Below are 14640 nucleotides of genomic sequence, written 5' to 3' on the forward strand. Positions count from 1 at the left end.
ATGCAGTTCAGCGAATTATTGACAGCGATTTCCACCCACGCGATCCGTCTGCAACTGGAAGAAGGCGACCTGATCATCCTCGGTGACGACGAGGCCCTGGATGATGCGCTATGGGATCAACTCATTGCCCACAAACCTAAGCTTCTCGAACTGGTGGCCGAGCATGGCGGCGACTGGCTCAGTCCCGCCTACCGCATTACCCCGGACATGCTGGCGCTGGTCAGCCTCGACCAGGACGCCATCGACCGCATCGTCGCGGCCATCCCCGGCGGCGCAGCGAACGTGCAGGACATCTATCCGCTGGCGCCGCTGCAGGAAGGCATGCTCTACCACCACCTCTCGGCGCAGCAGGGCGACCCCTACGTGCTGCACGCGCAATTCGTGTTCGACAGCCGCACCCGCCTGGACGCTTTCGCCCAGGCGCTGCAATGGGTGATCGACCGCCACGACATCCTGCGCACCTCGCTGGTGTGGGAGCGTCTCGACGAGCCGCTGCAAGTGGTGTGGCGCAAGGCAACCCTGGCCTGCGAAGAAGCCCGCTTCACCGGTGGTGACGTCCTCGCGCAACTCGGCGCGCGCCACGACCCGCGCAGCTATCGCATGGACCTGGGTCAGGCGCCGCTGCTGCGCCTGGTGTTCGCCAACGACCCGGCCAACCAGCGTGTGGTGGCGATGCTGCTGTTCCACCACACCATTCTCGATCACACCGCCCTCGACGTGGTGCGCCATGAAATCCAGCTGTACCTGGCCGGCCAGCAGGCACTGGCGAGTGAGCCGGTGGCGTTTCGCAGCTACATCGCCCAGGTGCGCCATGGCGTCAGCGAGCAGGCCCATGAAGCGTTCTTTCGCACGATGCTGGCGGATATCGATGAGCCAACGCTGCCGTTCGGCCTGCAGGATGTGCAGGGCGACGGCCAGGGCATCGACGAGGCGCGCATCCCCGTCGACAGCGACCTCAGCCGCCGCCTGCGCAGCCTGGCACGCCCACTGGGGGTGAGCGTGGCAAGCCTGATGCACGTAGCCTTTGCCCGTGTGCTGGGCGTGGTGTCCGGCCGCGACGCGGTGGTGTTCGGCACCGTGATGCTGGGACGCATGGGCGCCGGTGAAGGCGGTGAACGTGCGCTGGGCATGTTCATCAACACCCTGCCGTTGCGCGTGGATGTGGGCGGGCAGGGCGTGCGCGCCGAGGTCAAGGCGACCCATGCGCGCCTGACCGCCTTGCTCGACCATGAGCACGCGTCCCTGGCGCTGGCCCAACGCTGCAGCGGCGTGACGGCGCCCACGCCGTTGTTCAGCGCGATGCTCAATTACCGCCACAGCGCGGCGACGGACATGGCCCAGGTGATCGACATCGCCGAAGGCATCCAGGTGCTTGGCGCCGAAGAGCGCACCAACTACCCGCTGACGGTCAACGTCGACGACCTGGGCGAAGACTTTGCGCTGACGGTGATGGTCGACGGGTCCATCGGCGCGCAGCGCGTGGCCGACTACCTGCATGTCGCCCTGCACAGCCTGGCCGACGCGCTGCACGAGCGACCGGACATGCCGCTCTGCGGCCTGAACATCCTGCCTGACCCCGAACGCCAGCACCTGCTGCACACGCTCAACCACAGCCCCACGTCTTATGCCGACACTGCGTTGATCCACCAGCAGGTCGAAGCCCACGCCGCCGCCCATCCCGACGCCATCGCATTGCGCTACGACCAGCAGCGCGTGACCTACCGCCAGCTCAACGAACGCGCCAACCAGGTCGCCCACCGCCTGCTTGCCCAGGGCATCCGTGCAGACGACCGCGTCGCGATCTGCGTAGAGCGCGGTGCCGAAATGATCATCGGCCTGCTCGGCATCCTCAAGGCCGGCGCCGGCTATGTGCCGATTGACCCGGCCTACCCGCAGGAACGCATCGCCTACACCCTGGCCGACAGCGCACCGCTGGCCGTGCTGGTGCAGGCCAATACCCGCCATCGGGTGGGCGACCTGGCACAGATCGACTTGAACGACCTGCGCGGTGAGTCCATCGTCAACCCGCGCGTGCCGCTCAGCCCGGCCAACCTCGCCTATGTGATCTACACCTCGGGTTCCACCGGCCTGCCCAAGGGCGTGATGATCGAGCATCGCCAGGTCGCGCGCTTGTTCAGTGCCACCGAGCACTGGTTCGGTTTCAATCACACCGATGTGTGGGCGCTGTTCCACTCGTTCGCGTTCGACTTTTCCGTGTGGGAAATCTGGGGCGCGTTGATGCACGGCGGCCAGTTGCTGATTGTGCCGCAACTGGTCAGCCGTTCGCCGGATGCGTGCTATGCGCTGCTCTGCGAAGCCGGCGTGAGCATCCTCAACCAGACGCCGAGCGCGTTTCGCCAACTGATTGCGGCCCAGGGCCACAGCAGCGAAGCGCACTCCCTGCGCCAGGTGATTTTCGGCGGTGAAGCGCTGGAACCAGGCATGCTCAAACCCTGGTATGCCCGCGCGATCAACGCCGGCACGCAGTTGGTGAACATGTATGGCATCACCGAAACCACCGTGCACGTGACCTACCGCGCCCTCGAGGCGGCGGACGCGCGTCTGGTGGGGGTCAGCCCGATTGGCGTGCGCATTCCCGACCTGCAACTCTACGTGCTGGACGCCCAGCGCCAGCCGCTGCCCATGGGCGTGGTCGGCGAGCTGTACGTGGGCGGCGCCGGCGTTGCGCGCGGCTACCTGAACCGCGATGAACTGAACGCCGAACGCTTCCTGGCCGACCCGGCCACCGGCCTGCGCATGTACCGCACCGGCGACCTCGGCCGCCTGCTGGCCGATGGCAGCGTCGAGTACCTGGGGCGCAACGATGACCAGGTGAAGATCCGCGGCTTCCGCATCGAACTGGGCGAAATCCAGGCGCGCCTGGCCACCGCGCCGGGCGTGCGTGACGCGGTGGTTGTCGTGCGCGAAGACGAGCCGGGCGACAAACGCCTGGTGGCCTACGTGATTGCCGACGGCACGCCCGATATCGCTGCACTGCGCGACCACCTGCAACTGAGCCTGGCCGAACACATGGTGCCGGCCGCCTTCGTGCTGCTCGACCAGTTCCCGCTGACCACCAACGGCAAACTCGACCGCAAGGCCTTGCCCGCACCCGACGCCGATGCCGTGGCCCGACGCGGCTACGCGGCCCCTCAGGGCGCAGTGGAAAGCACCCTCGCGGGCATCTGGCAGGAGCTGCTCAAGCTCGACCGGGTGGGCCGCGACGACAACTTCTTCGAGCTGGGCGGGCATTCTTTGCTGGCGGTCAAGCTGATCGAGCGCATGCGCCAGGTCGACCTCAGCGCCGATGTGCGCGTGCTGTTCGGTCAGCCCACATTGGCGGCATTGGCCGCGGCGGTGGGCGGGCAGCACGAAGTGCAGGTGCCGGCCAACCTGATCAGCGCCGGCAGCCAACGCATCACCCCGGACATGCTGCCGCTGATCGACCTCGACCAGGCGGCCATCGACCACATCCTGCACAGCGTGCCCGTGGCCAATGTGCAGGACATCTATGCGCTGGCGCCGTTGCAGGCCGGCATTCTCTACCATCACCTGGCAACCACCGAGGGCGATCCCTACGTGTTGCAGGTGCAGTTGCGCTTCGAACACCAGGCAGCGCTGGACGCCTTCGTTGACGCGCTGCACAGCGTGATCGAGCGCAATGACATTCTGCGTACCGCGATCCTCTGGGAAGGCCTGGATGAGCCGGTGCAGGTGGTCCTGCGCCAGGCGCCGCTGACGGTGGAGCGCATTGAGCATCCGGGCGGCGATGGACTGGTGCGACTGCAACAGCGCTTCGACCCACGTCACTATCGCCTCGACCTGTCCCGCGCTTCGCTGATGCGCCTGGCCTACGCCGAGGAGCGGGGTGGCTTCGTCGGCATCCTGCTGTTGCACCACATCCTGCTCGACCACACCGCGCTGCACGTGCTGGTGGAAGAAATGAGCGCCAGCCTGTGCGGTCGCAGCGCACAGCTGCCCGACGCGGTGCAGTACCGCAACTACGTGGCCCAGGCGCGCCTGGGGGTCAGCCAGGCCCAGCACGAAACGTTTTTCAGCGAGATGCTCGGCGATATCGACGAGCCGACGTTGGCCTTCGGTCTGCAGGATGTGAACGGCGACGGCAGCGGCATCAACGAGGTTCATTTGCCGCTGGAGCCGGCACTGAGCCTGGGCCTGCGCGAACAGGCGCGACAGCTGGGCGTGAGCCCGGCCAGCCTGATGCACCTGGCCTGGGCGCAGGTATTGGGCCAGGTGTCCGGCCAGCAGGACGTGGTGTTCGGTACCGTGTTGCTGGGGCGCATGCAGGGCGGCGAGGGCGCCGACCGCGCGCTGGGCATGTTCATCAACACCTTGCCGCTGCGGGTGAGCCTCGGCACCGTTGGCGTGCAGGCCGGCGTGCGCGCCACCCACGCGCGTCTGGCGCAATTGCTTGGCCATGAGCACGCTTCACTGTCCCTGGCCCAGCGTTGCAGCGGCGTGCCGGCTTCGCTGCCGTTGTTCAGCACCTTGCTCAACTACCGCCACAGCGCACCGGACGAGGCGCCAGGCGCCAGTCCGTTCGCGGGCTTTGGCATCGATATCCTCAGTTCCCAAGAGCGCAGCAACTACCCGCTGGTGCTGAGTGTCGATGACCTGGGCACAGGCTTCGCGCTGGCGGTGCAGGGCGTCGCCGAGGTCAACGTGCAGCGTGTGGGCGACTACATGCTGACCGCATTGCGCAACCTGCTGATCGCGCTGCAACAGGCGCCGACCACGGCGTTGCAGGCGGTGTCGATTCTGCCGCCGGGCGAATGCGACACGCTGCTGCGTGAGTTCAATGCCACCGCCCGGGATTTCCCGCGCGGCCAGACCCTGCATGGCGCCTTCGAAGTCCAGGCCGAGCGCCAACCCCAGGCGGTTGCCGTGCAGCAGGACGGCGAATCACTGACCTATCAGCAACTCAATCAACGCGCCAACCAACTGGCTCATCACCTGCTGACACTGGGCGTGCAACCGGACGACCGCGTGGCGATCTGCTGCCGTCGAGGCCCGCAGATGCTGGTGGGCCTGCTCGGTATTCTCAAGGCGGGCGCCGGCTACGTGCCCGTTGACCCGGCGTACCCGGCCGAACGCATCGCCTACCTGCTGCAGGACAGCGCGCCGGTGGCGGTGCTGGCCGAATCCAGTACTCGCGAGCTGTTGGGCGAAGTCAACAGCGTCGACCTGCATGACCCGCGCTGGCAGCAGCATCCCGTCAGCAATCCACAACTGCCCAACCTGACCCCGGCGCACCTGGCCTACGTCATCTACACCTCCGGCTCCACCGGCCAGCCCAAGGGCGTGATGGTGGAACACCACAGCGTGGAAAATCTCGTGCACTGGCACTGCGACGCGTTCGACCTGCACGCTTCCGGGCACACCAGCAGCCTGGCCGGCTTCGGTTTTGACGCGATGGCCTGGGAAGTCTGGCCGGCGCTGTGCGTGGGCGCGACCCTGCACTTGCCACCCGCTCACGTGGGCAATGAAAACATCGACGAACTGCTGGCCTGGTGGCTGGTGCAACCTTTGGATGTGAGCTTTCTGCCCACGCCGGTGGCCGAATACGCGTTCAGCCGGCAACTGCAACACCCGAGCCTGCGCACGCTGCTGATCGGCGGTGATCGCCTGCGCCAGTTCAGCCAGGCGCAGCGCTTTGCGGTGATCAACAACTACGGTCCCACCGAAGCGACGGTGGTCGCCACCTCCGGGCGCATGCAGGTGGGGCAGCCGCTGCATATCGGTCGGCCCATCGCGAATGCCTGCGTGTACGTGCTCGACGCGCACTTGCGCCCGGTGCCGCTGGGCGTGGTGGGCGAGCTGTATGTGGGCGGCAGCGGTGTGGCGCGGGGTTACCTGAACCGGCCGGAGATGACCGCCGAACGCTTCCTGCAAGACCCGTTCAACGAAGGCCGCATGTACCGCACCGGCGACCTGGTGCGCTGGCTGCCCGATGGCAATCTCGACTACCTGGGCCGCAACGATGACCAGGTCAAAGTGCGCGGTGTGCGCGTGGAACTGGGCGAGATCGAAAGCCGCCTGGCGGCCCTGGACGGCGTCGGCGAAGCGGTGGTGCTGGTGCGCGAAGGGCGTCTGGTGGCGTGGTTTACCGAACATCGCCCCCTTGCCATCGGTACCCTGCGCGCGCAACTGCAACAGCAGTTGCCCGAGGTGCTGGTGCCGGTGGCCTACGTGAAACTCGACGTCATGCCGCTGACCGCCAACGGCAAGCTGGACCGTAAGGCGCTGCCCGAGCCGGATCAATCCGCCATGCTCAGCCACGTGTACGAAGCTCCCCAGGGTGACGTCGAAACCACCCTGGCGCGCATCTGGGCCGAGGTCTTGCAGGTGGCGCAGGTCGGGCGCCATGATCACTTCTTCGAGCTGGGCGGGCATTCGTTGCTGGCCGTGAGCCTGATCGAGCGCATGCGCCAGGTCGGCCTGAGCGCCGATGTGCGTGTGCTGTTCAGCCAGCCGACCCTGGCCGCGTTGGCCGCTGCCGTGGGCAGCGGGCGGGAGGTTGTGGTGCCGGCCAATGGCATCGCGGCGGGCTGCACGCACATCACCCCATCGATGTTGAGCCTGGTGCAGCTCGACCCGGCGGCCATCGAGCGCATCGTCGCGACCGTGCCCGGTGGCGCGGCCAATGTGCAGGACATCTACCCGCTGGCGCCGTTGCAGGAAGGCATCCTCTACCACCACATCAGCGCCGAGCAGGGCGACCCGTACCTGCTGCAATCGCGCATGGCGTTCGACGGTCTTGAGCGTTTGCACAGCTTCATGGGCGCGCTGCAACACGTGGTTGCGCGCCACGATATCCTGCGCACCGGGGTGGTGTGGGAAGGTCTCGACAGCCCGGTGCAAGTGGTATGGCGCAAGGCGCAGTTGGTTGTGCAAGCCATTGGTCTGGACCCGGCGGATGGCGACATCATCGAGCAGTTGCACGGCCGTTTCGATGCGCGGCATTACCGCCTGGACATCACCCAGGCGCCGCTGTTGCGCATGGTCTACGCCGAGGATCCGGCCAATAACCGCGTGGCGGCGATCCTGCTGTTCCATCACCTGGCGCTGGACCACACCGCCATGGAGGTGGTGAGCCAGGAAATGCGCGCGTTCCTGTTCGACCAGGCCGATGCGTTGCCCGAGCCTGCGCCGTTTCGCAACTACGTGGCCCAGGCACGCCTGGGGGTGAGCACTGCCGAGCATGAGCAGTTCTTCCGCGAAATGCTCGCCGACATTGATGAACCGACGCTGCCGTTTGGCGTGCAGGACGTGCAGGGCGACGGGCGCACTATCGAAGAGGCCGAGTTGCCCCTCGACACCGCGCTGGCTCAGCGCGTGCGTGAGCAGTCGCGGCAGCTGGGCGTGAGTGCCGCCAGCCTGATGCACCTGGCGTGGGCGCAGGTGCTGGGGCTGGTGTCCGGGCGCGACGACGTGGTGTTCGGCACTGTATTGATGGGCCGCATGCAGGCCGGCGACGGCGCCGACCGCGCGCTGGGCATGTTCATCAACACCCTGCCATTGCGCGTCGATGTGGCCGCCAGTGCGGCGGTGGCGGTCAAGGCCACCCACACACGCTTGAGCGCGTTGCTGGGCCATGAGCACGCGTCGCTGGCCCTGGCCCAGCGTTGCAGTGGCGTGGCGAATTCAACGCCGCTGTTCAGCGCCTTGCTCAATTACCGTCACAGCACCCCCGGCGAAATGGCCCGCGATGGCCAGGGTATCTGGGAGGGTGTGCAACTGCTCGGCGGCGAAGAACGCAGCAACTACCCGCTGGTGTTGAGCGTCGATGACCTGGGTGCAGGCTTTGGCCTGAGCGTGCTGGCCGTGCCGCAGATCGGCGCGCAGCGGCTGTGTGGCTACATGCACAACGCCGTGGAGCAACTGATCGGCGCCCTGGAAAACAGCCCGAGAACCGCGCTGAACCAGCTGCACATTCTGCCGCCGGCCGAGCGCGACACCCTGCTGCGTGACTTCAATGCCACCGTCCGGGATTTCCCGCGCGGCCAGACCCTGCATGGCGCCTTCGAAGTCCAGGCCGAGCGCCAACCCCACGCGGTTGCCGTGCAGCAGGACGGCGAATCACTGACCTATCAGCAACTCAATCAACGCGCCAACCAACTGGCCCATCACCTGCTGACACTGGGCGTGCAACCGGACGACCGCGTGGCGATCTGCTGCCGGCGCGGCCCGCAGATGCTGGTAGGCCTGCTCGGTATTCTCAAGGCCGGCGCCGGCTACGTGCCCATCGATCCGGCGTACCCGGCCGAACGCATCGCCTACCTGCTGCAGGACAGCGCGCCGGTGGCGGTGCTGGCCGAATCCAGCACTCGCGAGCTGTTGGGCGAGGTCAGCAGTATCGACCTGCACGACCCACGCTGGCAGCAGCAGGCGGTTGATAATCCGCAGCTCGCCAACCTGACCCCGGCGCACCTGGCCTACGTCATCTACACCTCCGGCTCCACCGGCCAGCCCAAGGGTGTGATGGTGGAACACCGCAGTGTCGAGAATCTGCTGCATTGGCACTGCGCGGCCTTCGGCTTGAAAGCTTCAGCACATACCAGCAGCGTAGCCGGCTTCGGCTTCGATGCGATGGCCTGGGAAGTCTGGCCGGCGCTGTGCGTGGGCGCGACCCTGCACTTGCCGCCCGCTTACGTGGGCAATGAAAACATCGACGAACTGCTGGCCTGGTGGCTGGCGCAACCGCTGGACGTGAGCTTTCTGCCCACGCCAGTGGCCGAATACGCGTTCGGGCAGCCGCTGCAGCACCCGACCTTGCGCACGCTGCTGATCGGCGGTGATCGCCTGCGCCAGTTCACCCACGAGCAGCGCTTTGCGGTGATCAACAACTACGGCCCCACTGAAGCCACGGTGGTCGCGACCTCCGGCCGCATGCGCGCCGGGCAGGTCTTGCACATCGGCCGGCCCGTGGCCAACGCCACCAGCTACGTGCTGGATGCCCAACTGCGCCCGGTGCCGGTGGGCGTGGCCGGTGAGTTGTACGTGGGCGGCAGCGGCGTGGCGCGCGGTTACCTGAACCGCCCGGACCTGACCGCCGAGCGCTTCCTGCAAGACCCGTTCAACGCGGGCCGTATGTACCGCACCGGCGATCTGGTGCGCTGGCTGCCCGACGGCAACCTGGAATACCTGGGCCGCAACGACGACCAGGTGAAAGTGCGCGGCATGCGCGTGGAACTCGGTGAAATCGAAAGCCGCCTGGCGGCCCTGGATGGCATTCGCGAAGCGGTGGTGCTGGTGCGCGAAGGCCGCCTGCTGGCCTGGTTCACCGAGCAGCGCGCGCTGGATATCGAGAGCCTGCGCGCGCACCTGCAGGCGCAGTTGCCCGAGGCGCTGGTGCCGGTCGCCTATATGCGCCTGGATGCGTTGCCGCTGACCGCCAACGGCAAGCTGGACCGCAAGGCGCTGCCGGAGCCGGATCAATCCGCCTTGCTCAGCCGCGCGTACGAAGCCCCGCAGGGTGACGTCGAAACCACCCTGGCGCGCATCTGGGCCGAGGTGTTGCAGGTGGAGCAAGTCGGTCGCCATGACCACTTTTTCGAGCTGGGCGGGCATTCGTTGCTGGCCGTGAGCCTGATCGAGCGCATGCGTCAGGTCGGCCTGAGCGCCGATGTGCGCGTGTTGTTCAGCCAGCCGACCCTGGCTGCGCTGGCCGCTGCCGTGGGCAGCGGGCGCGAAGTGCAGGTGCCGGCCAACCGTATTGCGGCCGATTGCCAACGCATCACGCCGGACATGCTGGCGCTGGTCAGCCTCGACCAATCGACGATCGATCAGGTGGTCGCGCAGGTGCCGGGCGGCGCCGCCAATGTGCAGGACATTTACCCGCTGGCGCCTTTGCAGGAAGGCATCCTTTACCACCACATCAGCGCCGGGCAGGGCGACCCGTACCTGCTGCAATCGCACCTGGCCTTCGACAGCCTCGAGCGTCTGGACGCCTTTGCAGCGGCGTTGCAACAGGTGATCGACCGTCACGATATCTTGCGTACCGGCGTGGTGTGGCAAGGCCTGGCGCAACCCCTGCAAGTGGTGTGGCGCGAAGCCCGATTGAGCATGATGGAACTGCACCTGCAAGGCGACGTACTGGCAGGGCTGCATGAACGCTTCGATGCGCGGCGCTTTCGTCTGGACATCAGCCAGGCGCCGCTGATCCGCGTGAACTATGCCCAGGATCCGGCCAACGGGCGCGTAGCGGTGGTGTTGCTCTATCACCATATCGCCCTGGACCACACGGCATTCGATGTGGTGCTGCGCGAAATGCAGGGCCATCTGCTCGGCCACGGCGCGCCCACGGCAGCGCCGATGCCGTATCGCAACTATGTGGCCCAGGCGCTGTTGGGCGTCAGCGAGCAGGAGCACGAAGCATTTTTCCGCGACATGCTCGGCGACATTGACGAGCCGACGTTGCCGTTCGGTTGGCAGGACGTGCGCGGCGACGGCCATCAAATCGAAGAATACAGCCTGCGTCTGGACGCCCAATTGAATCGCGGCCTGCGTGCCCAGGCTCGTTTACTGGGGGTGAGCACCGCGAGCCTGTTCCATTTGGCCTGGGCCCAAGTGCTGGCCGCGACATCCGGTCGCCACAACGTGGTATTCGGCACCGTGCTGGTGGGCCGCCTGCAAGGTGGCGAAGGCGCCGACCGTGCGTTGGGGGTGTTTATCAATACCTTGCCGTTGCGTCTGGATATCGACGCTCAGGGCGTCAAGACGGCGGTGCGCGCCACCCATGATCGACTCAGCGCATTGCTTGGGCATGAGCATGCCTCCCTGGCGCTGGCCCAGCGTTGCAGTGGCGTGGCGGCCCCGGCGCCGCTGTTCAGTTCAATGCTCAACTACCGCCATCGCGGCATGGCCACGCGCTCGGCTGGAGCACAGCAGGCCTGGCAAGGCATGCAGACCCTGGCCAACGACGGGCGCACCAACTACCCGCTGAGCCTGAATGTGGACGACCTGGGCGACGGCTACGATGTCACTGCCCTGGCCCGCCTGGACGCGCAACGGGTGTGCGGCTACATGCAGACGGCTTTGGCCCGCCTGGTCGAAGCGCTGGAGCAGGCGCCGCAGCAGCCGATCAATCGCCTGTCGATCCTCGGCGAGCAGGAACGCCGGCAAGTGCTGCAGGGCTTCAACGCCACCGAGGTGGCTTACAACCTTGACCAGACCCTGCACGGCCTGTTCGAAGCGCAAGTGGTGCGTACGCCGCACGCGGTGGCGGTGAAGGCTGATCATCAACAGCTGACCTACCAGCAACTCAACGAGCGCGCCAACCGTTTGGCCCATCACCTGCGTGACCTCGGCGTGCAGCCGGATACGCGGGTGGGCATTTGCGTGGAGCGTGGCCTGGACATGGTGGTGGGCCTGTTCGCGATCCTTAAGGCCGGCGGCGGTTATGTGCCGCTCGACCCGGCCTATCCCCAGGAGCGCATCGCCTACATGCTGCACGACAGCGCGCCGGTGGTGGTGCTGGCCCAATCCGCCACGCGTGCACTGCTGGGGAATGTGCCGGTGATCGACCTCGACCACGGCACCTGGCAGCACCAGCGCGCCACCAACCCCGAGGTGCCGGCGCTGACCGCACGGCACCAGGCCTACGTGATCTACACCTCCGGCTCCACCGGCCAGCCCAAGGGCGTGATCAACGAGCATGCCGGCGTGGTCAACCGCCTGCTGTGGATGCAGGACGCCTATGGCCTCAACGCCGACGATGCGGTGCTGCAGAAAACCCCGTTCAGCTTTGACGTGTCGGTGTGGGAGTTCTTCTGGCCGCTGTTTACCGGCGCACGCCTGGTGATGGCGCGTCCGGGCGGGCACAAGGAGCCGGCGTACCTGTGCGAGGTGATCCAGGCCGAGCGCATCACCACGCTGCACTTTGTGCCGTCGATGCTCGATGTGTTTCTCGCCCATGGCGATGTCAGCCAGGCGGCGGGGCTGCGGCAGGTGATGTGCAGCGGCGAGGCATTGCCGGGCAGCCTGGTGCGACGCTTCAAGCAGCAGTTGCCGGACATCGGCCTGTACAACCTGTATGGCCCGACCGAGGCGGCGGTGGACGTCACCGCGTGGAATTGCGCGCGCCCGGACGTACCGGACAACACGCCCATCGGCAAACCCATCGCCAACACCCGCATGTACGTGCTGGATGCGCAGTTGCAGCCGGTGCCCCTGGGGGTGGTGGGTGAGCTGTTCATTGGCGGGGTGCAGGTGGCGCGCGGTTATCTCAACCGCGCGGACCTCAGCGCCGAACGCTTCCTCGATGACCCGTTCAACGGCGGCCGTATGTACCGCACCGGCGACATCGGCCGCCACTTGCCCGACGGTAATATCGAGTACCTGGGACGCAACGATGACCAGGTGAAGATCCGTGGCCTGCGCATCGAGCTGGGCGAGATCCAGGCGCGGCTGATCGAGCATCCGGCGGTCAAGGACGCGGTGGTGATGGCCCGTGACGAACGCCTGGTCGCCTATTACACCGGCGCACCGGCCGAGATCGACAGCCTGCGTGCGCACCTGCTGCAGCACCTGCCGGACTTCATGGTGCCCGCGCTGTTCGTGCACCTGGACGCCTTGCCCCTGAGCCCCAACGGCAAGCTCGACCGCAAGGCGCTGCCCGAACCCGGCCTGCAGGCGCTGAGCGTGCGTGAGTACGCAACGCCCGAAGGCGACACCGAAACCCTGATGGCCGCGCTGTGGGCCGAGCTGCTCAAGGTGGAGCGGGTAGGGCGACATGACAATTTCTTTGAACTGGGTGGGCATTCGCTGCTCGCCGTGAGCTTGATCGGGCGCTTGCGCCAGGAAGGCATGGAAGCCGATGTGCGGGCGCTGTTCGAACAGCCAACCCTGGCCGGCTACGCCGCTATAACCGAACGAATGGAGATCGTCCTATGAGCATCAATCAACTGCTGGCGACGCTGAAAACCAAGGACATCCAACTGGCCCTCAAGGGCGAACAGTTGTCGGTGCAAGGCAACAAACAGGCATTGAGCGAGCCGGCGATACTCGCCGCGCTGCGCGAGCACAAACCGGCGCTGATCGAGCTGATCAAGGCCGGCGACTACACGGCGACCAAGGCCGGTGAGGTGCCGGTGCCGGCCAATGGCATTCCCGCTGGCGCAACGCGCATCACCCCGGACATGCTGACCCTGTCCACCCTGAGCCAGGAAGAGATCGAGCGCATTGTCGCCAGCGTCGACGGCGGCGTGGCGAATATCCAGGACATTTACCCGCTGGCGCCGCTGCAGGAAGGCATTCTGTTTCACCACGTCAGCGCCGAACAGGGCGACCCCTATGTGATGCAGTCGCAGTTCGCCTTCGACAGCCTTGAGCGTTTCGAGGCGTTTGCCCAGGCGCTGCAAAGCGTCATGGACCGGCACGATATTCTGCGCACCGGCGTGGTGTGGGACGGTCTGCAACAGCCCTCGCAAGTGGTGTGGCGCCAGGCGCGCCTGCCGGTGCAGGCCCTTGAGCTGGACCCGGCCGACGGCGATATCGCCGCGCAACTGCACGCGCGCTTCGACGCCCGGCACTACCGGCTGGATGTGACGCAGGCGCCGCTGCTGCGCCTGGTATACGCCGAGGACCTGGCCAACCAGCGCCTCGTCGCTACCTTGCTGTTCCATCACATGGCCCTGGATCACAGCGCCCTTGACGTGGTGTGCCACGAAATGCAGGCCTGCCTGTTGGGGCAGGGCGCGGTGCTGGGCCAGGCCGTGCCGTTTCGCAACTATGTGGCGCAGGCCCGTCTGGGCATCAGCGAGCAGGAACACGAAAGCTTCTTCCGGCAGATGCTTGGCGACATCAGTGAGCCGACGCTGCCATTTGGCCTGCAGGATGTGCAGGGCGATGCGCGCGGCATTGCCGAGGTCAGCCTGCCGCTGGCGGCCGAGTTGTGCCAGCGCCTGCGCACGCAGGCGCGGTTGTTGGGGGTGAGCGCCGCGAGCCTGTTTCACATGGGCTGGGGCCAGGTGTTGGGCGCACTGGCCGGCAAGCAACAGGTGGTGTTCGGCACCGTGCTGATGGGGCGTATGCAGGGCAGCCATGCCACGGACCGCGCCTTGGGTATTTTCATCAATACCCTGCCGTTTCGCGTCGACGTCGACGGTCAGGCGGTACGCGCCGGGGTCAAGGCCACCCACGCGCGGCTGACCACCTTGATGCGCCATGAGCATGCAGCGTTGGCCCTGGCCCAGCGTTGCAGCGGCGTGACCGCGCCCACGCCGTTGTTCAGCGCGTTGCTCAACTATCGCCACAGTGCCCCGGCGGCGAGTGCCGAAGCGGTTGCGGCCTGGCAGGGCATCTCGGCACTGCGCGCCGAGGAACGCACCAATTACCCGCTGACCCTTAGTGTCGATGACCTGGGCGACGGCTTCGGCCTGAGCCTGCTGGCCAGCACCCAGGTCGACCCGCAACGCGTTTGCGCCTATCTGCAAACCGCCCTGGAAAACCTGGTGACGGCCCTGGAGCAGGCACCGCACACCGCGCTCGATCAACTGCCGGTGGTGCCCGCGGCCGAGCAACACCTGTTGCTGGAAACGCTCAACGCGACCGCCGCCGATTTCCCCCAGGGCACCACCCTGCATGGGCGCATCGAGATCCAGGCCGCGCTGACGCCGG

2 protein-coding genes (1 of these 2 cut by a window edge) are annotated in these 14640 nt (G+C 66.6%); both read left to right on the forward strand.

From position 1 onward, the window contains the following. Nucleotides 1-12915 carry a non-ribosomal peptide synthetase gene (locus RHM60_RS01425; protein ID WP_322213361.1) on the forward strand — a complete coding sequence of 4305 codons (12915 nt, stop codon included), beginning with the start codon at nt 1-3 and terminating at the stop codon, nt 12913-12915. Next, a protein-coding gene (locus RHM60_RS01430) for a non-ribosomal peptide synthetase (RefSeq protein ID WP_322213363.1) crosses the window boundary here: on the forward strand, nt 12912-14640 show its start. Its footprint extends 12737 nt past the window's final position; only the first 1729 of its 14466 coding nucleotides appear in the window; its start codon is at nt 12912-12914; its stop codon lies beyond the right edge, outside the window. The genes RHM60_RS01425 and RHM60_RS01430 overlap by 4 nt, the downstream gene beginning before the upstream one ends.

The organism is Pseudomonas sp. MH9.3 (assembly GCF_034354675.1).
In the GTDB taxonomy this organism is placed as follows: domain Bacteria; phylum Pseudomonadota; class Gammaproteobacteria; order Pseudomonadales; family Pseudomonadaceae; genus Aquipseudomonas.